Genomic DNA, 22,070 nt, shown 5'->3' on the forward strand with positions numbered 1-22,070 from the left:
GACGGTAATCTCCTCAAGTATCGTCCTTAAAAATTTCTAAGTACTGGGGGACAACATCAGCCATGAAGGCTCTCATTCCCTCAAACGTCTTGTAATGCCTAACCATATCTCTTATCACATAGAATGGAAGTGTTACAACGTCGACTCCTATTTCAGCCATCTCTCTCACTTGCCTCGCATTTCTCATGCTCGCCGCTATCACTTGCGTCTTGTAGCCATAATTTCTATATATCTTGACGATCTTTGCTACTAGATCAACGCTGCCTAGAACACCGTTATCCTGGGTCTCATCAATAAGTCTTCTAACCTCTTTGTCTCCTAGGGCCTCTGCTGGGGACCCAAAAATTTTGAGACGCTCGCCCACCTTTTTCATCCTAAAAGCTTTTACTGTCTCATGGTCGAAATAATCTTCTTTCTTGAAATCCAGACCCATTTTTTTGCGGATATAGTCGTCGATTCTCCCCGCAAATGGGCTTGCGTAGGTTGCGCCTGCCTTTGCTGCAAGTATCGCCTGTTCAGGAGTCATGATCAAAGTGCAATTTGTAGGTATACTCATTTTGCTGAGCTCTCTTATAGCAATTAACCCGTCGAAATCAAGATCCTCATCTTGAAGACCTGGATTAATGGGTATCTTTATGACTACATGTCCGTATGGACTGAATTTCTCATATAATATTCTTGCCTGGTTGATCATTTCCTCAGCCCTTGTCGCCGTCACCTCGAGACTTACTGGACCTGGAACAGTTCTCAAGATTTCCTTGATATATTCTTCCACCGCGATTTTTCCTTTCCTATTCTCAACAGCTTTCTTGATGAGTGTGGGGTTGGTTGTCGCCCCATCAATCACCCCCCAAGCCACAGCCTTCCTGATTTCCTCTATCTCAGCCGTGTCTATGAAGATTTTCAAATCTTCTTCTCCCTTCCCAATGTATTCACCTAAATCATCCATAAATCCTGACCCTTATACTCATAGGTTTTTATGAAAGCGTCTTCCAGCTCTATCCCTAGACCCGGCTTATCAGGAACCTTGATGTATCCATCCTCAACAGTTATTGGTCTCGATGTAAGGTTACTCATCAGCGGGTTAAATGTGCAATCATACTCAACAATCGGGCAATTGGATGTGGATGCCGAGAAATGGATGGTTGCAGCTAATGACACTGAGCTGCTGAAGCAATGCGGTATAACCGGCACATTCCAGACCGAAGCCATAGCCGCGATCTTCTTGCATTCCAGAAGCCCACCAGCATGTGTGACATCTGGCTGAATGATATCCGCAGCGTTATTAACCAATAACTCTTTAAATCCATATCTAGTGAACTCGTTCTCTCCAGTCGCTATTGGCAAATCAACAGATGAGCATAATTTCCTATATCCATCCAGATCGTCCGGGGGCAGGGGCTCCTCTAAGAAGTAGACTTCATACCTTTCCATCTCTTTTGCTAGCCTTATCACCTTCTTGAGGGTCCATGGCTCGCTATAGCTCTTTCCCTCATCAACCATCAAGTCAACCCCATATCCAACAGCATCCCTTACAGCCCTAACTAATTCCACATCTTCTTCAGGAGATAATCCAGCCCTAATCTTAATGGCTGTAAAACCCTGATTCACATACTCAGCAGCTTCTTTCGCAACTTCTCCTGGACTTTTCCACATCCCGGCGCTTGCATAAACCCTCACTTTATCTCGAACCAGACCTCCTAAAAATTGATAAGCGGGGGTACGCTTTGACTTGCCGAGAATGTCTAAAAGCGCTATCTCGATCCCGCTTATAGCACCGATAACCACACCTCTCCTACCGCAATACTGAGAGAATCTATACATTTTCTCCCATAAACTCTCTACTCGACATGGATCTTCGCCTACAATTATTGGCTTAAACACTTTATCGACAACGGCGGATATGACGCTTGGTGGGCCTGAGGCCTCTCCGATTCCCTCCACACCCTCATCTGTCTCCACAGATATAATGGCACATGTTCTTTTCGAGACTGTTCCACCAAGCGGATGCTTCCATCTGAGGTTTTCAGGGATAGGGCATGAGAGGAGGATGCTCCTTACACTCTTAATCTCCATTTCGTATGTGCACCTCACTTACTAAACCTTAATAGGCGCTTAAGTGCTTTTTTGGTATGTAGGTGCAAGCGAAATGCGTGGTTATGCTGGAAAAATTCTCGAAGTTGACCTTTCAAGCAACAGCATCAAGGAGACCAGTTTTGGCGATGATATCCTAAGACAATATATTGGCGGGAGAGGATTAGCCGCAAAGATCCTTTGGGATCAGCTCGGAGAGAGATGGGAGGAGATTGACCCACTGGGTCCAGAAAACATCCTCCTCGCACTCACAGGCCCCCTTAGTGGCTTCTTTCTTGGGGCGAGGATATGCATATCCGGAAAGTCTCCGCAGAGCAATGGCATCGTCGGCTCAACGTTAGGCGGTGAATTCCCCATAGAATTGAAATGCGCTGGGTTCGACGGCATAATCGTCAAAGGCGGTTCCGAAAAGCCAGTTTACCTCCTAGTCACAGATCAAGAACTCGAGATAGTGGATGCGGCTCATGTTTGGGGAAGGGGCGGCAAGGAAACTGTAGCGATATTAAGTAGGGAAGTGAGGGAGAGAATCGGAAAAAGAATGGAAAGAAGGGGACTGGCGAAAGAGCCGGCGGTCATCTACATAGGTCCTGCAGGCGAGAAAATGTCTAGGCTGGCCGCCGTATGCACTAAGTGGACGCATGCCGCAGGATATGGAGGATATGGAGCGGTTATGGGTTCAAAAAACCTTAAGGCTATAGTTGCTAAAGGGTCAGGCCCCCTTCCCGATGTAGAGGATATTGAGAGGGTTAGGGGACTCATCGAAGAATCTTCGAAAATCCTGATGAGAAATGTTAGGATGAGGAGATGGGGTACGGGGAGTGCAGGGTATGAGGTTGGGGCGAGGCAGAGCTCGGAGCCGGTGAGAAATTGGCAAGATGAGTGGCATGATGAAAAGAGCTTCGGGGTCACCGAGTTTGAAGATAGGCTTTGGATTAAACGTTACTGGGGCGACTTCGGATGCCCATTAACATGCCTTAAAATCGCTTATATTAAGACAGGACAGTATAAGGGGGCGGTCACTGATAACCCCGATTATGAACTGCAGGCCTATGCCGGACCGAATCTCGGCATATTCAGACCGGAAGACAATGTTTATTTAGTTTCACTTATAGACGACCTAGGCTTCTGCGGGATACAGGCTGGCAATGCACTAGGCTTCGCAGCTGAACTCTATCAAAGAGGAATATTGACTAAGGATGATCTGGGAGGCATCGATCTCAGATGGGGGAAAACAGATGCGTTCGCGGCGCTGCTGAGAGATATCGCTTTTAGGAAAGGTGTTGGAGATATACTCGCTGAGGGCACATATCGAGCAGCAAAGGCATTGGGTAAGATAAAGGGGGTTGATCTTTCCTCCTACGCGATTGTCGAAAAGGGAATAGCCATAGGCGCTCATGGGATAAGGAGCGGAAAAGATTATCCGATTGAAATTTCATATGCATGCTCTGTTCAGGGAGGAGATCACTCTTCAACCGCTTATCTGCCACTGAATCATCCTAACAGCGAATTTAGAATGATATTTTCCGACTCAGCTGTCCTATGCGTGTTCAACACATTTGGTTTGCCAGAGGAGATTGTTTGGAATTTCTATGAATCTGTCACTGGTTGGAGAATCGAGCCCCAGGAGTGGTTTGGGACTATGGCTCGACGCATTCTTCACATCCAGAGGGCAGCGCTATTGATAGGGGGACCCGACCTAAGATGGGATCCAAAGATCCATGACGATAACCCACCGAGATTCTACGAGCCGTTGCAGTCTGGTCCGTGCTCAGGAAGAAAAATTGACCGTAAAAGGTTTGAAGAAATGAGAATGGAGTATTACGAGGAGGTAGGGTGGGATGAGAACGGGGTTCCGAAAGGAGAAGAGCTGGAGCGCTTAGGCCTAATCGAGGTCAGCAAGAAACTCGAGATGATGGGTCTATACGGATCATGATGAATCAATAAAAAAATACATTGTAGGCAACTTGCATAGGCCGCAAATTTAAGTGTAGTTGCTTAGAAGTGAATAATGGATCTAATTGCTGAAGAGAGAATTGAGAGTATCTCTCTCCTTGCCGCAATCTTCCAAAGAATTTTGCTTTGGAAATCCATATCGCCTTCGGCTGAGATCAACTCTTGAAGCGTTTCGTCTTCGGCAATTATCTTGAATATTTTGTCAATTACCTCGTCTGAGAGATGATTCAGCACTCGTCTGGCAGCATATCCTATACTAAGCTCTTTTCCAACCTCTCTTCTCCAAAGTTCTTCATAAACCCTCAAATATTCGCCGCTGAAATCTCCCCGATTAACCGCTTCAACCGCAACTCTGCCAGCAATCCTAGCGCAGATTCCACCGAGGATTACTCCGCCTCCCGTTGTAGGCTTAACCTGCCCAGCTGCATCCCCAACGATTAGTAGACCGTCATCATAAGTTTTTTTGATTGGCCCGCATGTCACAACACGGCCTGAGCGGGTCTTGATAACTTCAAGGTTCCTTAGATCTCCGAAACGTTTCTCGACAAACCTTTCTAGATACAGTTTAGGGTTTCCTCCTTTGCATGCTAAGCCGACTCTAGCGACCTTTCTTGTTAAAGGGATAACCCATGCAAAAAATGAGGGGGCAATCTTCTTACTGACATGTATCTCAACGTATTCCGGCTCAACGTCAATTCCGCCTAAATCCATTTGAATTCCCGGTATAAGATCATCTATGTTAAGTGTCTCAAGCCCTGACAATCTAAGCATAAGTGATGATGTTCCACCTGCATCTATTACCACCTTAGCCCTTATGAACCCCTCATCGTAGTACGCGAGAGATTCACCACCCTCCCTCTGGATGGAGTTCACTTTCACACCTAAGTAGATGTGTGCACCAGAGTTACGGGCCTTCGTCGCAAGATATTCGTCAAACATACTCCGTTCAATAACATATGCGATAGGTTCATCTCTTTCTATCTGAAATGATAGCCCAGAGGGCGAAAAGAAACGCGCGCCTCTAATTGAATTTTGGATATAATCTCCAGTCTCAGATAGCCCTATCCTCTGAAGGCCTGATATGCTGAGTAAACCCGCGCAGTGGCATGGGATACCAATCTGCTCATGCTCCTCTACAATTATTATCTCAGCCCCGCCTATTTTTAGCGCTTCACATGCGGAGATTAAACCAGCAGGGCCAGCCCCGATAATTAGGATGTCTGTTGACTCGGACCGCATGGTTATTTCCTCAGCCACATGAGGCTATATGCGGTTATTTTTTGGTTGGCGTAGAACAGTCAGTATGAGGAGTTGCCGCGGTCTTTGAGGTTAGTTTAAGAAGAGCAGAAGAGCCGTTGATTATCATCTTTTAAAGTTCCATTCCCTAGTCGCATATTTATCCGATCGAAGTTTACAGGCTAGTTGCCACTCGAAATCTGATACTTCACCTTCGATTAACCTGATCCCTAAAGAAGACTCAAACCCATTTATGAGAGCACGCTTAAGCTCTTCGAAGCTCACGTCTCTTCCTAAAAATCCATTTACGGATGTGACCCTTTCCTCGACAGCCTTAATCATTTTGTCCCGAATCTTTTCGCTTGGAACTCTTAGAACCGTAAACATAAGTTTTGGGTCGACGTCCCTTAGGATTGTTCCATGCTGGTGGACAACATTCATGCTTCTGGTCTGAGCGTTTCCAGAGATCTTTTTTCCCTGAACAACAATGTCGTTTATCGGTTTGAACTCTGCAGGGATCCCGAGAAGCCTTAAGCCAGCTGTCAGCCCCGAACAGAGGGTCTCATAGGTTTTTATGAAGTCCCCGGAGATCAATCTATGATCCTCATTCACTATTATGCTATAGGTTAATTCGCCGTCCCGATCATGATATACGGCTCCTCCACCCGTCCTCCGCCTAACATAGTTGATCCCTCTTTCATCGCATGCCGCTATGTTCACTTCTTCCTCCATACTTTGGAAGTAGCCTATCGAGACGGCTGGGGGCTCCCATCTGAAGAACCTAACGGTATTCGGAACCCTGTTCATTGACCTAGCAATCGCTATAGCCTCATCCAGAGCCATATTTGTGAATGCATCATTCAAACCTGTATCGAGCAGACGCCAACTATCAGCCATCTTCTTCACCAGCCATAACTATGCATTTTGCAAGATCTTCAGGGGATGCGCCTAACAATGTAACCTTACTGGTCTCTAAGAATTCTGCTATTGCTTTTGCAATGCTTGATTCCACCAAGGGTTGATATCTGATTTTCTCTTCCAAAATCTCTATGGCATCCTCCGGATGCATGAAAAAATCTCCTGTGATCTTTATCTCCTCTATCAGGCCGTCTTTTTTTCTTACTTTGACCCTGATAAGCTTTCCTCCTGAAACCTTGTATTCAGCTTTTCCCATAAGCAGTCACCTCCCTAACGCTCTAGCGGCATAGCATATATATACTTTTCAATAAGACCACGATTTTATACGCGGATGTCTGGCTTTTCTTGCCTGCGCCTCAGAACTAGATCGTCGATGACCATACGGATTGCCTGAAAGACTTCATTCTTGCTCAGCGATTCCACATCTATTATTAGGTGGAAGGGAGTAAAGTCTTCTCCGAGACTGAACCCGTAGAGTTCCTTGTAAATTGCTCGGGTCTTCTCCTCTTTCTCGCGGAGAAACTTCAATGCTTCTTCAACGCTTATACCATCCCTTATCGCTATGCGTCTGGCTCTTTCCTCTTCCGAGGCTTCCAGCCAAACTTTGAACCCGTCTTTTACAAGCCATGGCATGGCCCAACTGTCCAGCACAACTCCGCCCAGACGAGCCCACTCTAGCAGTTTCTCATCGACTTTCCTGTCGAGATTTAGGTTTCTTTGTCTCTCATCGATGAACCTTATTCCCTCTGAGCTCTCCCACCAACCTCTGCGGGTCACCTTATAACCCATTTCAGCCGCTATCGCCTTTAATGCGTCACCGCCAGAGTAATACTTGAGCCCATAATGTTTTGCAAGCCTCTTTGCAACCGTACTCTTCCCAGATCCGGCTAGTCCGCATATACAAATAACCATCTGCTTTCTTACGCATGGACCCGGCATATCTTGTGTCAAACTCTCACCCCTTTGAAGTGTCAATCTAATTATCTTGGCTGCATGCTTAGCCCTGTTCTAAGACCAAAGATCCGGCTCAATATGGAACTTGAAAAGTAGGAGCATATAATATACCAGAGAAATAGCTGCAATGGGTAGGGTGGGAAGGGGCTTATGAAGGGAACCCAGAATGGAACATAGGCAACGCCGACTGTGCCATAAATGGAAAAAAGAAGGAACCATGCGCTAAGATATAACGATGCGAGCGTCATGGATCCTATGATCTGACGCTTAAGCCTTCTCGACTCTATCTGATTGATAATTTTCTCCTGTTTCTTAACTTTTGACATGAGTTTCTTGTCCCCAGTCTTCTTAGCCCTCTCTTTTTCTGCGTTAAACCTGTTAATCTCATCCTGCCACGCTGCTAACTGTTTGGGATTCATGAGCGCTCGATTCACCAGCATCGTGATTAGGAAGAGGAGAAAAGTCACGCCGAGTATAAGCAATGTTGAAAACGGCGGGATAAGTATCTGCTCTGCTATCGACATATCTTATCTCAGCCACCTAAGAATCTTCTCAGGACCGGATACATCTCTTCAATCTGCTCCCTCATTAGCTGCTGGTAGATTTGATAGACTATCCCAACGGAGAGCAGTATCCCCGTCCCAGTGCCGAAAGCGCCGAAGAAGTCGGCTAAGGCGGCCAGCAACCCAACGATCAATCCGCCCAATATAGTCACTGTTGGAATATACCGCTTTAGTACGACCTCCACTGTTCTGTCCGATCGCCTGAATCCTGGTATCTGCATCCCCGAATCTACAAGCTGCTTTGCGATTGTTCTCGGATCTATGCCTCCTACCTGAAGCCATATGTATGAGAATAGTATGCAGAAGGCGATTAAGAAGATTGCGTATACGATGTATCTAAGTGGATTCTCAATTACTTCTAGGAAGCCACGTGTCGGCGCTGTGACATAATATGCAAGGCCGTCTGTGGGAATTAGGTCTCCATCCTTAATTGTGAACTTGCCCAGCACGTTGATTAATGGTGCCCACTCGCTGTCCCTGAAGTGGCTCCAAAGGAGCTGGGACCAGACGTAGATGTTTCCGAAGAGGGCTGATGCGAAGATGACTGGAAGGTTTGAAACATAGAGTAGGCTGATTGGGTATCTCCCTCTGAAGCCTCGGAATGAGGCGTGAGCTATAGGAAGTTCAACCCTTATACCCTGCGCGTATATAACAAAGAGGAAGATACCTACAGTTGTTAGTAGGCCTACTATGCTGGGGTAACCGCTGGGGCTGAGAACGAGGTGCTGAAGGGACCCACCCGTTACCAATGATTGTATCAGAGCCGATATGATGCCGTATCGTCTGACCGGCTCTTCTGTTCCGCCAACCTCTATTATCGAGAAGGAGTCAAGCATTATTCTCTGGGCCACACCAGCGAGTATGAAGAGGCTGATTCCGCTTCCAATACCCCAACCTTTCTGGATCATTTCGTCTAGCAGCATTAGGATTAGCCCAGCGAATAGCAGTTGGAAGAAGATTACGATTGCCTGCTTTTGGTTTAGGGTGCCGTAGAAACCGCCCAATAGGTAGGCTGAGGCCTGAAATGCTGTGAAGAATAGGGAGAAGACTTTGCTTGCACCAGTGAATAGGGAGCGGTCCTCCGGGTTTGAAAAGTCAACATTTATGATGCCCGATCCGGCTAACATTTGTAGTATGAGACCCGCAGTTACGATGGGGCCGATCCCAAGCTCCATTAATGTTCCTCTAGTTGAGGCGAATATCACCCTATAGTAGATGAGACCTTCACCTGTCGCGCCGGATAAACCATAAAGCGGAACTTCGCTCATAATAAGGTATATTATTACCGCAAGCGCCGTCCACAGTATTTTCTCGGTGAGACCCACCCTTCTCTCGGGCGCTTTAACCTCCGGAACCAAAACTATGAGGGGCCTGAAAGCGTTTAGGAACTTGCTAGTCAATTTTTCCCCTCACACAATTCTTTACACTCGTTATTGCTAAAAATCTCTGCCGAGTAATTATCCGCCTGCGTCAAGGTTTTGTTCAATGTCTGTTAATACTTTACCGCCCGCCTCCTCTATCTTTTTTAGTGCTGTTTTAGAGCAGGAAGGTATCTTAACTGTTATTGGCAGAGTGATTTTTCCCTCGCCTAAGAGTTTAGTGTAGCCCATATCCTCAAGATCAATGATGACCCCCGATGCTCTTTTAGGCAGAACCCTAGACGCAATCTCTTGGAGGTCATCTAAACTTAACACTTTCTCCTCAATTTTCTTTAATGATTTCAGCTTCTTTTTCTTGAAATAATCTGGTTCATATCTCAGTATGTAGCTCCATCCATGTTTGTGCCTTCCGACCCTCCGCTGCCCCTTTGACCCGCTTTTTCTATGCTGCCCCACTCTCCCATACCCGCATGTTCTGGATCCACGCATCTTCCTAATCTTACGCAACTTATGCGGCAAAGACTTTCCCCCTCTACATCATCCTCTTGAGCAAATCGTTTATGGCTTCACCTCTATATCCAGTTGCTCCTCCGCTCTTCCAGCTCTTTTTTACTGAGCTCCGCATCCCCTTCCTTGGCGGATGAAGACGAAATATAGGTTTAACCTTCTCAAGCTTTCTAAATTCAACTTTCAAACTGTAAATGTCTTCAGCAAGATCTTCAATAGAATTGTAACCCATAGTCTTCAGGAATTCGTCAGTCAACTTCCTGTTCCCCAATGTTCTACCTCTCCGGCTCAGAAGCAGGGAAAGCGTCTCCTTGGAAACTTCTCCCCATGTAATATAGTTTTGGGCCTTATGAAGCATTCCAAGATATGAAGGCCTATCATCGATTATCGTTGCATGATAGATGCGGTTAAGATTAAGCATTCTCATCGTATCCTCTATCTCACCTCTCACATCGCCTTGACCGCGAACTCTGACCACTGCTATGCATCGTTGGCCCTTCTCCAATTCGATCACACCCAATCCGTTGGAGTGACTACGCTGTATGTCTTCTTCAGCGCATCAAAGACTGCATAGGCAAAGGATGGAATTGTCTTCGTTGATCCATAGCTCCTAGTCCAGCAGTCTTTTATCCCTGCAAGCCTGAGAATCACCTTGGCAGTTTCGCTTGCTACGAGCCCAAGGCCTCTAGGTCCAGGTATTATTCTAATCTTTACACCGCCACATTTGCCAGAGGTTTCAAACATGAGTGAGTGGGGTTGCCCACATCCGCATTCCCAGCTCCCACATCCTCTTCTTACGATGGTTATGTTGAGCCTCGCATCCTTAGCCGCATTCTCTATTGCGGTGCGAACCTGCTCCGCTTTTCCAAAGCCCAATCCAATACAGCCGTTACCATTCCCCACGGCGACGACCGCCTTAAACCTTGATTTTTCACCTGCATCAGTCTGTTTTTGGACGAGGCTTACATTTATAACTTCTTCCTCCAGATTGGGAACAAGAAGATCGACAATTTGGGGTTCACGGATCATCTGTCCTTCAGCGAATAGGTCCTCAAGCGAAGAGATCTTACCCTCCAGAACTAGTCTTCCAAGTCTAGTACGCGGAACCCATTCTTCAAGTCTCTCCGTCTTTTCCTCGCTTCTAATCAAGACTTTCACCCAGGCTGTACGTCACCTAACCTGCTTAACCATTTTGACTTTTACCGATGGTTGACCTAAATTTTTACTGAATCAACGTGAATTATAAATTTAAACTTATCTAATTATTATGCGATGGGGAACATCTACAATTTTTCTTTGGGAGAAAAGATTTCTCCGAAGAATGTTAACTATTTACCGAACTTTCTGAGGGAAAACAGAGGGTATAGGATTCTTTCGCGGCCCTCCGTAGAAGGTAGTCATTCACTTTTTCCTCTTAAGAATTTCTATTCCATTCATGTACGGTCTTAGAACTTCTGGAACAATTACTGAACCATCCCTTAATTGATACTGCTCGAGAATGGCCATCATCGTTCGGCTTGTTGCTAATGCCGTGCTATTCAATGTGTGCACGAACCCTTTGGGCGGTTTGCCCGGCCCCTCTCTATATTTTATATTCAAGCGTCTCGCTTGGTAGTCTGTGCAGTTGGAGTTAGAGCCGGATTCTCTAAACTTTCCATCTGCCATCCAAACCTCAACGTCATACTTCTTCGCGGCCACCGACCCAATATCCCCGGTGCATGTGTTAACAACTCTGTAACAGAGCCCGAGTTTCTGGTATAGCTCCTCACAGTTCCGCTGGAGTTCCTCGTGAAGTTCCCAAGACTGCTCTGGTAGGCAGAAGATGAACTGCTCGATCTTGTTGAACTGGTGCATTCGAAACAATCCTTTAGTGTATTTTCCATGCGCCCCTATTTCCTTTCTGAAATTCGTGCTGATCCCGACGAACTTTTTGGGCAGCTCATCCATGTCTAAAGTCTCATTCATATACATTGCTGCGATTGGGTGTTCGCTGGTTGCGATGAGGTAGTGATCCTCACCTTCTATCTTATACATTACCGTTTCAAAGTCTGAAAGGTCTGTAACCCCCTCATAAGGTTCCCTTCTAAGCATGTAGGGAGGCTCGATCAAAGTGTATCCGCGAGCCATCAAGAAATCTATTGCAAATTTTTGGATTGCAAGATCCAACAGCACCAATTCATCCTTCAAGTAGTAGAATCCTGTACCAGCAACCTTATTGGCTCTTTCCTCATCGATCAAGCCCAGGCCCTTCGCTATTTCTAAGTGATTCTTAGGTTCGAAGTCGAATTTAGGAGGCGACCCCCAACGTCGAATCTCCACGTTCTCGGTTTCATCTTTGCCGAAGGGAACTGACTCATGAAGTAGGTTTGGAATACGCATAAGCAAGTATCTTGACTCTCGCTTTGTTTCCTCAACGCGAGTGTTGAGTTCCTTTATCCTGTCTTGGATCATGTCTGCTTCCTTGAGAAGCTGAGTGAAGTCGCCCCCCTCTTTCTTTAACTTTGCGATCTGCTGGTCAAGTATGTTCCTTCTTCTTCTTAGCTCGTTGATCTCAGTCTGGAGGGATCTCCATTCTCTATCGCGTTCTATGAACTCGTCTAGCAGGCGCAGTTTCTCAGGGTCATTTCTCCTCATCAAATTCGCTCTTACGAGCTCAGGCGAAGTCCTGATAAGCTTCACATCAATCATCTCACACCATCTCTTGTAGATTTACAAAGGAGAAAAGAATCGAAGCCGTATATATCTTGACCTGTCATATTGGCCCGCCAACTTATTCATCCTAAACATTTTAATACTCCAGCCTTGACAAATATGTAAGTCTCTTCGGAGGCCATAAATGTCCAAAAGAGGACAAGTTAAGGACAAATGGCGTAACAAGAAGTGGTATACGGTACTCACCCCGCCATACTTTGGAAATGTTGAGGTCGGTTTAATACCTAGCGACGAGCCTGAAAAGCTGATAGGCAGAGTTGTAGAGTGCACCCTGTATGACATCACTGAAGATTTTGCCCATCAATATTTGAAGATGTATTTCCAGATAGTTTCGGTTGAGGGTAAACAGGCCTTCACAATCTTCAAGGGGCATGAGTATTCAAGAGATTACCTTAGAAGCTTGGTTAGAAGGAAGACAACGCGTGTTGACGGCATCCTCAATGTAACCACGAAGGACGGTTATAGACTGAGAGTTTCGGCATGCGCATTCACGCTAAGTAGAATAAAAACCTCGCAAGAAAGAGAGATACGCATAATTATGAGAAGAATTATAGAAGAGAAGGCAGTTTCGCTCGGCTTTGATCAGTTTGTTCATGAAGCTGTCTTAGGAAAAATGGCATCAGACATCTATAATGAGGCTAAAAAGATAGCGCCTCTCCGCCATGTCGGTATTAGAAAATCTAAGCTTATCTCTAAACCATCATTAGAGCCTGAGAGGAAGATCGAATTAGTTGCGGAGGCGCATGCTGAGGCAGTTGAATAAAGATAGGGAAGCACTCATCATTTTAAATCAGTAGGTAATGAGTATATTTAATAATATCTTCTTTGTTTTTAGGGAGCGAAACTATCCTAGGCCCACTATCTTATTAATCGGCCATGTTATTCAACTCGTATAGGGATTGGTTGCTGGGATAATGAACTCTGTGCCTGAGCTTAATGTTGTAAAGAAGGACTGGAGAAAGGTTGACCTGAAGATTGCTCTATGCTACCCAAACGTGTATAGGGCGGGAATGAGTGGACTGACAGTTAGGTTGCTGTATGGGTTGATAAATAGCCGAGAGGATGTGTTATGCGAAAGGTTCTTCATGCCTACATCAGATGAGCCTATTAGAAGCCTAGAATCAAATCAACCCCTCAAAAAATTCGATGTAATCGCATTTACCCTGCAATATGAGGAGGATTATCCAAACGTCATTCGCATGCTCATTGAATCGTCAATTCAGCCACGCCGGAATAGGAGATCCGCTACTGACCCAATTATAATCGGAGGCGGACCTTGCGCAACTTCTAATCCGGAGCCGCTTGCAGAATTCTTCGACCTCTTCCTAATAGGCGAGGCTGAGCCCGTAATCGACATACTTATTGATAGAATAGAGTCCTGGAAAGACACGAAAAGCGGCGTCGAAGAATTAGCGGATATAAAGGGCGTATATGTGCCCGAGATTTCAAACCAAACTGATAGGGTGTGGTGCCGAGATTTTAATAGCGCTTTCTTTCCTATTGAACAGCAAATACCCATTGTGAATGAAAAGAGCCCTTACATGACAGTTTTCGGAAAATCCTTCGCAATCGAGCCTATAAGAGGCTGCAGCCGATTTTGCAGGTTTTGCCTTTACAGCCACATAAGCTTTCCTCAAAGGGAAAGAAGCCTAGAGAAGGTGGAGGAAATAATAGAAGAGGGGATACGCCGCACTCCTGTAGACAAAGTCTCATTGATCGGAGCCAGCATATTCAATTATAAATATTTGGAGGATCTCTGCGACTACATTGTATCTTCTGGGCTTAGACTTGCTCTCCCCTCCATACGTCCTGAGAATGTTACAGAACATTTGGCCAAGATTCTTAGAAAGGGTCAGCAGCGAAATGTAACACTTGCGCCAGACGCGGCTACGCCTAAAATGCAGGAGATAATAGGCAAGAGAATGAGTGAAGCGGATATGGTAGATGCCGTAAAAATATTGCTGCGCCATGAAATCAGACGTTTAAAGCTATACTTCATTATAGGATTGCCGTCTGAGGAGAGGGAAGACGTTGAAGCTATTGCTGAACTCTCTAAGAAGATTGCAGATGCTGGTTACGGTCCAAAAGCGGTTCACATAAGCATTAACCCATTGATCCCGAAGCCTCATACACCTTTTCAGAACGAAAATCCTCCGTCCGTTGCGTATACAAGAAGCGTTTTGAGACTGTTGAGAGCGAAGCTGAGGGGTGACAGGCGCATCACAATTGAGTGTTTGGATCCACGTTATGCCCAGATCCAGTCTCTCCTCAGCCTAGGCGATCGTAGGCTAGGTGATGTGGTGGAGCTCGTTGCTAGATATGGCGGCGGACTGGGCGCTTGGAGAAGATCCTTGAAGACTTGTGGAATAAATTTAGAAAAATATTTACGTGACAGGAATATTGACGAGTATATTCCATGGAAGAACATTAATGTGGGCGCAAATATTGTTAAATAAAAGGCGTAGAGACTGCTCTCTATAATTGATGAGAAGATGAAAGAATGAGAATAGAAAAAGAGAGATTCAAGAAAATGTTTCCACATCTGGCCGAAGAGATGGAGAAGGGCGAGCATTCTGTCACCATAACGTCAGTCAAATTCAATAATGAAGTTGCGGAAAATGCTCCTTCCCGAATGTTTGAGGGCTATGACCCAGATGTTATCGATTTTCTTAGAAGATGCGACAACGAGAAGCAAGCCGAGGAAATAATATCCTATCTAGAGATAAAAAAGGAAATCAGTGAGGAGTATGCTGAGAGGTTGAGAAAGCAGCTCAAAGAAAGAGGTGTCAGAAGCTTTGGTCCCAAAAAAGAAAATGATTACTACTTGAAAAAAGCAGGCTACTAAGCGAGTTTTAAAGGGTTAGATCAGCTATCCTCGGGTCTTCCCAGCATACATCACCCTACAAAAAAAATTCAAATCAATATCGCTTTGATTGAACGAGTAAGCTTAAAAAAGCAGAAGACGAAGATAGAACCCTATAAAACGCTTCAATGAAGAGGATGAAGAGATTTGAATAAAATGTTGCCGACCTTATCCCGCCTGACTCTCGCATCATTTATCTTCATAACATTCCTCTCACAATTTTTCCATTGTTCTCCCGCAAACCAGAACACGGAATACCCCTCCATCAGAATTGGCAGAGTTATAATTGTAGAGAATGGGGGCGCGTTAATAGTTAAGGACATATTCACATTGTCCACTAATCCGAATCAAGACATCGCCCAGATATCCAATTTCCAATATGGATTCAGCAGCGTTTACGCGCGAAATCTTCTCCAAGCCTTCTCAAACGACACCAAGGGAAAACTTGGATTGGATGTGATTGTTGGCGACGAATATTTCTGGCTGCGTATCTCATTTTCCAAGCCAATTGATGTAAGCCGCGGAGGCGCTTACTCTTTCACTGTAACATCCATATTTAAGGACCTGATAATATATAATCAATCATGGTATTCCCTAAACATTTCTCTCTACCCGATTCTTCAAACAGAAGCTGCTTCATGCAGTTTGACCGTCCTACTTCCCTCAGAAACCAGCATACTATATGCTCCGGAATCATTTACTATAGCTGAAGATGATGAGCATAAGATATTATCTCGAGAGATAACACCACTCAGCGCCCTCACAGATGAATCCCTCTACTTAGAATTCACGTCAACACGATACAAATTGTTGGATATTGATGAACTACGCAGAACTGTGACGGTGGATCCATTAGGCAAGTTGACTGTAACGGACATTTATAGAATATTTAACCGGGGAGCTGACTTCTCGTCAATCTCTTTCACCATACCTAAGAATGCCACGAGTATATATGCAGAGGACATATACGGTGCGATTCCTCAGTCTAAAATCTCCCAAAAAGATTCCGAAGAGTATATTGAAGTTGATATAAGGCTGACGGAGACGTTAGAAAAAGATAGGGTGCTGAAAATTTTGATATCATATCAGCTTCCATCCGATCTATATATTTCAAGGCTGGGATGGCAGGAGTACGTTTTGAATGTCACTATGATCAGGCCGGCTGAATGGATAATTGATAGATTCTCAGTGACCGTCCTACTTCCAGAGGGGGCTCAATATTTGAATTCGACCATTTCACCAATGGGGCCCATAAAACTGAGACAATGGTCTTTTATTCCTGAAATCGAATTCGCCGCTGAGAATGTAACGATATCCTTTGAACGGTTTTTCCGTATTTCCTATGCATATTCGATCTTTTGGGCGTCCTTTAGACCTACACTCTGGACAGGCGTAGCGGCGATATTTGCATGTTTATTATTCGGTCTATATAGGGTATCTCACACCATCGCCACTGTTAAGGTGTCGATTTCCAAGGAATCTTTGAGAGGATTCGTTGAGACTTATGAGGAGAAGATAAGACTTAGGGCTGAGCTTGAATCGTTGGAGAGGCAGTCTGAGAAGGGTAAAATTTCTAGAAGAAAGTATAGGTTGCAGAGGAGCTCTTATGATGAGCAACTCTCGAAAGTTCAAAGGGATCTTTCTAGGTTGCGAAGAGAAGTTGAGATGGCGGGCGGTCCGTTTGTAGAGGGGTTGAAACGAATTGACAGGGCGGAGGCCGAAATTGAGGCTATGAACAAGAATATTGAGAACGTTGAGAAACAATTTATGAGAGGAGAGATTTCCTCTGAGGAGCGACGCAAACTGGTATCCGAGTATATGAGAATAAGGGAAAGGGCTGAACAGGCAATAGAGGATGTCTTATTAAGATTTCGTGAGATGATGGCTTAGAAGAGAATGGTAATTGAAGATTAACTAAAATTAATGGATATCTCCACAAAAAGTTTTTATTTCGGCGTATAGATTGACATCAGACCTAAAAGGTGGCAGAAGATGGTTGAGATTAAGGTTGATGCTGAAAAATGCACTGGCTGCGGAACATGTGTAGACACGTGTCCAGTCGGAGTCTATGAAATCAGAAATGGAAAATCTGTTCCAGTAAAGGTTGATGAATGCTTAATATGTAGGGCCTGTGAAACTCAGTGTCCTGAGAACGCGATACAAGTGATTGAGTAAGCGCCTTACTCCATCTTCCAGAACCTTGACTGAACCTTTTTAACATCCTCCAAAATTTTTTCAGCTTTTCTCTGTGTTTGCGGGTTTATTGGTGGACGTGACTCCCGAATATTCATCCACAGCCCGCACATTCTTGAAATAACCGCTGGAACGATTCTCCTTAAAAAGGATAATGTATATCCCCCCTCTAGAACCGCCACAAGCCTTCCCGAGCAAAACCTCTCAGCCAATTCCATTAAAAATTGAAAAAGTTTCGGAAAAATTTGGGCTGACAAAGATAGCTCACCAATTCTGTCCCTGTAGTAGCTGTCAAAACCCGCGGATACCAGGATAAACTGCGGCTCATACTGTATAGCTATGGGGGCGACAACCGTCTTGAATGCTTTCCAGTAAACGAGGTCTCCTGTTCCGAATGGGAGCGGAATGTTCACGTTGTATCCGATTCCTTTTCCCTCTCCAACTTCCTCCAAGAAGCCTACGCCTGGAAATCGGCCTGGGTCTTGATGAAGACTGAGGTAGAGAACATTGTCCGTGTTATAGAAAACCTCTTGGGTCCCATTTCCATGATGTGCATCAATGTCGACAATCAAGACTCTGGTTAGGCCGAAGTTTCTTAAGAGGTGGGCGGCGGCTATGGCGACATTATTGAATATGCAGAACCCTAGGCCATAGTTTCGTCCAGCATGATGCCCGGGCGGTCTTGAGATCACAAAGGCATTGCGAGCGTCTCCCCTCATTACCATGTCAACAGCCTCTAATGCACCTCCAGCCGCCAACCTTGCAACATTGAAGGTTTCAGGGGAGACGATTGTCTCCGTCTCCTGGTCAAGGATGCCGCCGCCTGACATAGATAACTGTTTAACATACTCTACATAATCAGAGGTATGGATTAATTGAAGATCCTCTATGCTAGCGTATCGCGGCTTGATGACTTGGATTGTTTCTGCCCCTAAAATGTTGGCCGTCTTTAGACCATTTTCGATCGCTCTTAATCTTTCCGGGGATTCAGGATGCCCAAGGCTCGTCTTATGTTCAACGTATTTCCCGTCGTAAATGATTGATGTAACCCTCATTTTGTGTTCCTTTAAGATTGATAGATGTTTCGGTCACCCATTAAATTATTTTTCTCAAATATTGTGGTGGAGTCTAACGTTTGTGGGAACGATGAAAGGGATTAATATTTTATATGGGCATCTTAGTATTTGAGTTTAAATTAGGCTTGGTGATATTGTATGCCCGTCTTACCAATTGACACTGGGCGATATGGGACACCGGAGATGATTTCGGTTTTCGAGGAGGAGAATTACGTCCAAAAGCTACTTGATGTGGAAGCCGCCCTTGCATGGGCGCATGGGCAGGTTGGAACGATTCCACGTGAAGACGTTGAGAAAATTGTCGAAATGGCTTCAACTAAATTCGTGAAGCTCGAGAGGATTAAGGAGATTGAGAAGGAGATTAAACATGACATAATGTCGGTTGTACGTGCCTTTGCAGAGGTTTGCGGGCCTAGCGGCGCATATATTCATCTTGGGGCAACAAGCTATGACATTGTTGATACTGCGAGGGCGCTTCAGCTAAGGGATGCTATAAACATTATAGGTAAGAAGCTTGACGATCTAGAACTTGTCTTAGTTAAGGCGGCTGACCGATATAAGCGCACTGTCATGATGGGTAGAACACATGGTCAACATGCTCTGCCAATCACTTTTGGGCTTAAGCTCGCCGTATGGATGAGAGAGGTATCGAGGCACATACAGAGGCTCATGGAATGCAAGAGGAGGGTTCTTGTAGGCAAGATGACCGGTGCTGTTGGGACGCAGGCTGGATTCGGCCCTCATGCAATGGAGATCCAGAGGCTTGTAATGGAGAGGCTGGGATTGAGTTCTGTTGAAGTTTCAACGCAGATTGTCCAGAGAGACCGTCACGCCGAGCTCATCTTACTCCTGGCAAACATAGCCTCAACACTTGACAAGTTTGCAACCGAGATCCGAGAGCTCCAGCGGACCGAGATAGCCGAGGTTTTTGAGCCATTTGAGGAGGAGAGACAGGTTGGCAGTTCAGCTATGCCCCACAAGAGGAATCCTGAACTATGTGAGAGGATATGCGGACTTGCAAAGGTCATGCGGGGGCTGGTTATACCTGCCTTGGAGAATGTGGTTACATGGCATGAAAGAGACCTCACCCAGTCCTCTGCTGAGAGGTTCATAATACCTGAAGCCTGCATCATTACCGATTACATGCTGCATCTGATGATCAAAATTATTTCAGGTCTTCGCGTTGATGAGGATAGAATGAGGAGGAATATTGACATTACTGAGGGCAGAACTATGTCCGAGTCGGTTTTGATGGCTCTTGTGAGGAAGGGTATGGATAGGCAGAAGGCGCATGAACTGGTCCGCAGACTAACCTTTAAGAGTATAGCGGAGAAGACAAGTCTAGAGCAGGTTCTATTGCAGGATGAGGAGGTGCGCAGTCGCCTGTCACCTGAAGAAATAGAAGAGGCACTTGATCCCATGAATTACCTTGGAACATCTGTTATGCAGGTTGAAAAAGCAATAGAGAAAACATTGGCGGAGAGAAGGGAGAGGGGATTAGAGGCATAAAAGAATGCTTTGGAAACCTATACGGCATGCCGTTAGAATCCGCCGCCTCCTTTATGAGGGATTAGTTTTTAGGATGGCATCCTAAGGATCCATTGGATCTGTGAGAGAAGCCTTCGGATCGGCAGGTTTTGCGGGCATTTCCTCTCACATAAACCGCATTTAACGCATCTATCGGCTCTATTCTCCGGCGGTATTGATGCATTGTATCGTTCTATTACTCCAGGCATTTGGCTATCATTGGATCTTAAGACCTCATTATAGATGGCTAGGATGCTAGGTATACTGACACCTTGTGGGCATGGGGTACAGTACTGGCATCCGGTGCAACCAACAAAGCCGTATCGGAGGTATCTTTCTCTAACCTCAGCGATTATTTCCAGCTCCTTAGGCTTGAGAATGTTTGGGGCTGAGCGGTCTGCAATCTGAATATTCTCTGTGACCTGCTCCATTGTGCTCATACCACTTAATGCGACGGAGACTTCGGGATGGTTCCAGACCCATAGGATAGCCCATTCAGCCGGCGACCTCTTTATTTCGGCGTTAAGCCATATCTCTTGAACCTCCTTTGGCGGTGTAACAGCTAGTAATCCCCCTCTTATGGGCTCCATAATCACGATTGCGAGACCTCTTGATGCAGCGTATTTTAGCCCCTTGGTTCCGGGTGTCCGTCGGCTGCTCTCAACATCAATATAATTGTACTGTATTTGGCAAAATGTCCACTTGCTGTAGCCGTCAATTATCTCCTTGAAGACTTCGAACTCGTCGTGAAAACTAAACCCAAAATATCCGATCTTACCTTCCTTGATCTGTTGTTCAGCCCAGTCCAGCACATTTAAGTCTATGGTTTTCCGCCAGTTTTCCCTATTAAGCCCATGAAGAAGATAGAAGTCAATATGGTCCAGCTGCAGTCTCCTCAGCTGTTCATTGAAAATCTGGTCTAACTCCTCACGTTTATTAATCCTGCCCATCGGCATTTTTGTCGCGACTTTAACCCTCTCTCGGTAACCGTCCATCAAAGCCTTTCCAACAACAACCTCACTATTCCCGCCATGATATGGATATGCGGTGTCAACATAATTCACGCCATGGTCAATGGCATACCTAATCATCCTTATAGCTTCAGGCTCATTCACCTTGCTAGGGTCGCCGTCAAGTATAGGCAGCCTCATGGCTCCAAAACCAAGCACAGAGACCATCCAGTTTAATCTGCCAAACCTTCTATACCTCAAGCCCACCACTCAAAAACCAATCTTAAGTTTTCTATCACTTATATGTATTCTTAAAACATTGCAAAAGTCGCCCCTGCAGTTGAGGAAATATGCTAACTTGTAGAGACAGGCTTTGAAATGTCTGCAACCATAATGGAAACATAATCGTAAGGAAGAGAAAGCGACCATTATAACGAAATTTTTGACAGGGTGCTCGTGTTCATTTTAAACGGGCAGGGTTTAAAATGATTCGAACTATACTTGGGGCATGAGCGTGCTGGAGTGAGGATTTTTAGATAGATTTTTAAGTTGAAGTATAGAATTCTCTTCGAACTGCTTCCTTTAAAGGGAAGTGCCATGTGCATAATTGGCAAAGATAAACTTATAGAGCTGATTGAGAGGTACAAATGCGTTTACCCATTTGACATGAGCCTTTTAGACGGGGATGGCTATGTCTTAACCGTCAAAGAGGAGACGACGCTCCAGTATCTTGAACATAAGAATCTAATATCGAAGGAGATAGTTTTCACGCCTCCAAATTACGTCGCTCATCTAACAGCCAAGAGCAAGTATGGGAGGGCGGGCTTATCTTTTCTAAATGCAGCGAAGGTTCACAGCGGGTTTGTTGGGAGGCTGGCCCTGGAACTCGTTAACCTCTCAAATGACCGGTCGCCCATAACCATTAAGAGGGGTGACCCGTTGATGCACATTGAATTTATAACACGAATAGGTAAGCCGTCACCATATCTTGGGGAGTATCAGTTTCAGTACATGAGTGATGAGGAGATAGAGATATACATTCCAATCCTCAGGGATGTGTTTCCAAATTACGATGATCTGGTAAAAATCTGGTTCAGAAATAAGCCTCTAAGAGAATAGTAATCAATTGTAGGGAGCTGAAAACG

Annotated in this window: 22 protein-coding genes; 8 read left to right on the top strand and 14 right to left on the bottom strand. The window is 45.3% G+C overall.

The genetic code is table 11. The annotated features are described in order from the left end of the window. Window positions 1-13: 13 nt before the first annotated feature. Window positions 14-949 carry a transaldolase gene (locus NZ952_05685; protein ID MCS7120675.1) on the bottom strand — a complete coding sequence of 312 codons (936 nt, stop codon included), beginning with the start codon at window positions 947-949 and terminating at the stop codon, window positions 14-16. Then, a complete protein-coding gene (locus tag NZ952_05690) occupies window positions 937-2,076 on the bottom strand; it encodes a mandelate racemase/muconate lactonizing enzyme family protein (GenBank protein ID MCS7120676.1) in 1,140 nt (379 codons plus the stop codon). Before NZ952_05690 ends, NZ952_05685 begins: the two co-directional genes overlap by 13 nt. Window positions 2,077-2,149: 73 nt before the next feature. Between NZ952_05690 and NZ952_05695 the strand changes: the two genes are divergently transcribed. After that, complete coding sequence (locus NZ952_05695) at window positions 2,150-4,027, top strand: aldehyde ferredoxin oxidoreductase (GenBank protein MCS7120677.1); 1,878 nt, start codon at window positions 2,150-2,152, stop codon at window positions 4,025-4,027. Window positions 4,028-4,089: 62 nt separating this feature from the next. On the opposite strand, the gene NZ952_05700 is transcribed toward NZ952_05695, so the two are convergent. From NZ952_05700 to serS, 10 genes are all read right to left on the bottom strand, one after another. Next, window positions 4,090-5,286 (bottom strand): NAD(P)/FAD-dependent oxidoreductase, encoded by a 1,197-nt coding sequence (locus NZ952_05700; GenBank protein ID MCS7120678.1) that lies wholly within the window; start codon window positions 5,284-5,286, stop codon window positions 4,090-4,092. A 123-nt stretch (window positions 5,287-5,409) separates the two neighbouring features. After that, the gene (locus NZ952_05705; GenBank protein ID MCS7120679.1) at window positions 5,410-6,180 is read right to left on the bottom strand and encodes a lipoate--protein ligase family protein; all 771 of its coding nucleotides are present in this window, start codon (window positions 6,178-6,180) and stop codon (window positions 5,410-5,412) included. Further along, entirely contained in the window at window positions 6,173-6,457 is a 285-nt protein-coding gene (locus NZ952_05710) for a hypothetical protein (protein ID MCS7120680.1), read from the bottom strand. The genes NZ952_05705 and NZ952_05710 overlap by 8 nt, the downstream gene beginning before the upstream one ends. 65 nt (window positions 6,458-6,522) lie before the next feature. Next, window positions 6,523-7,152 carry a cytidylate kinase family protein gene (locus NZ952_05715; GenBank protein MCS7120681.1) on the bottom strand — a complete coding sequence of 210 codons (630 nt, stop codon included), beginning with the start codon at window positions 7,150-7,152 and terminating at the stop codon, window positions 6,523-6,525. 29 nt (window positions 7,153-7,181) lie between these two features. Next, window positions 7,182-7,679 (bottom strand): EMC3/TMCO1 family protein, encoded by a 498-nt coding sequence (locus tag NZ952_05720; GenBank protein ID MCS7120682.1) that lies wholly within the window; start codon window positions 7,677-7,679, stop codon window positions 7,182-7,184. Between the two features lie 8 nt (window positions 7,680-7,687). Continuing rightward, on the bottom strand, window positions 7,688-9,118 hold the full coding sequence (gene secY, locus NZ952_05725) for a preprotein translocase subunit SecY (GenBank protein MCS7120683.1): 1,431 nt from the start codon (window positions 9,116-9,118) through the stop codon (window positions 7,688-7,690). A 57-nt stretch (window positions 9,119-9,175) separates the two neighbouring features. Next, window positions 9,176-9,616, bottom strand: coding sequence for a 50S ribosomal protein L15 (locus NZ952_05730; GenBank protein ID MCS7120684.1), 441 nt, complete (start codon window positions 9,614-9,616; stop codon window positions 9,176-9,178). A gap of 13 nt (window positions 9,617-9,629) precedes the next feature. Continuing rightward, the gene (locus tag NZ952_05735; protein ID MCS7120685.1) at window positions 9,630-10,109 is read right to left on the bottom strand and encodes a 50S ribosomal protein L30; all 480 of its coding nucleotides are present in this window, start codon (window positions 10,107-10,109) and stop codon (window positions 9,630-9,632) included. Window positions 10,110-10,114: 5 nt separating this feature from the next. Continuing rightward, on the bottom strand, window positions 10,115-10,753 hold the full coding sequence (locus NZ952_05740) for a 30S ribosomal protein S5 (GenBank protein ID MCS7120686.1): 639 nt from the start codon (window positions 10,751-10,753) through the stop codon (window positions 10,115-10,117). A 252-nt stretch (window positions 10,754-11,005) separates the two neighbouring features. Continuing rightward, window positions 11,006-12,292: a serine--tRNA ligase gene (serS, locus tag NZ952_05745; GenBank protein MCS7120687.1), complete on the bottom strand. Its 1,287-nt coding sequence runs from the start codon at window positions 12,290-12,292 to the stop codon at window positions 11,006-11,008. A 148-nt stretch (window positions 12,293-12,440) separates the two neighbouring features. On the opposite strand from serS, the gene NZ952_05750 reads away from it, so the two are divergent. From NZ952_05750 to NZ952_05770, 5 genes are all read left to right on the top strand, one after another. Next, entirely contained in the window at window positions 12,441-13,079 is a 639-nt protein-coding gene (locus NZ952_05750) for a 30S ribosomal protein S3ae (protein ID MCS7120688.1), read from the top strand. Window positions 13,080-13,230: 151 nt separating this feature from the next. Further along, on the top strand, window positions 13,231-14,772 hold the full coding sequence (locus NZ952_05755; GenBank protein ID MCS7120689.1) for a radical SAM protein: 1,542 nt from the start codon (window positions 13,231-13,233) through the stop codon (window positions 14,770-14,772). A gap of 44 nt (window positions 14,773-14,816) precedes the next feature. After that, window positions 14,817-15,161, top strand: a complete 345-nt coding sequence (locus NZ952_05760; GenBank protein MCS7120690.1) for a DUF2095 domain-containing protein — start codon at window positions 14,817-14,819, stop codon at window positions 15,159-15,161. Window positions 15,162-15,326: 165 nt separating this feature from the next. Further along, window positions 15,327-17,069, top strand: a complete 1,743-nt coding sequence (locus NZ952_05765; GenBank protein ID MCS7120691.1) for a hypothetical protein — start codon at window positions 15,327-15,329, stop codon at window positions 17,067-17,069. A 102-nt stretch (window positions 17,070-17,171) separates the two neighbouring features. Continuing rightward, window positions 17,172-17,354: a 4Fe-4S binding protein gene (locus NZ952_05770; protein ID MCS7120692.1), complete on the top strand. Its 183-nt coding sequence runs from the start codon at window positions 17,172-17,174 to the stop codon at window positions 17,352-17,354. 5 nt (window positions 17,355-17,359) lie between these two features. Here the strand turns inward: NZ952_05770 and NZ952_05775 are convergent, their stop codons facing one another. Then, on the bottom strand, window positions 17,360-18,427 hold the full coding sequence (locus NZ952_05775) for a histone deacetylase (protein ID MCS7120693.1): 1,068 nt from the start codon (window positions 18,425-18,427) through the stop codon (window positions 17,360-17,362). Between the two features lie 159 nt (window positions 18,428-18,586). Here NZ952_05775 and purB point away from each other — a divergent pair, with 159 nt between their 5' ends. Continuing rightward, entirely contained in the window at window positions 18,587-19,957 is a 1,371-nt protein-coding gene (purB, locus tag NZ952_05780) for an adenylosuccinate lyase (protein ID MCS7120694.1), read from the top strand. A gap of 68 nt (window positions 19,958-20,025) precedes the next feature. Here the strand turns inward: purB and NZ952_05785 are convergent, their stop codons facing one another. Further along, window positions 20,026-21,186 (bottom strand): aldo/keto reductase, encoded by a 1,161-nt coding sequence (locus NZ952_05785; GenBank protein MCS7120695.1) that lies wholly within the window; start codon window positions 21,184-21,186, stop codon window positions 20,026-20,028. Between the two features lie 288 nt (window positions 21,187-21,474). Between NZ952_05785 and NZ952_05790 the strand changes: the two genes are divergently transcribed. After that, a complete protein-coding gene (locus tag NZ952_05790; GenBank protein ID MCS7120696.1) occupies window positions 21,475-22,044 on the top strand; it encodes a hypothetical protein in 570 nt (189 codons plus the stop codon). The last annotated feature ends 26 nt before the right edge of the window (window positions 22,045-22,070 follow it).

Source organism: Candidatus Bathyarchaeota archaeon (genome assembly GCA_025059045.1).
In the GTDB taxonomy this organism is placed as follows: domain Archaea; phylum Thermoproteota; class Bathyarchaeia; order Bathyarchaeales; family DTEX01; genus JANXEA01.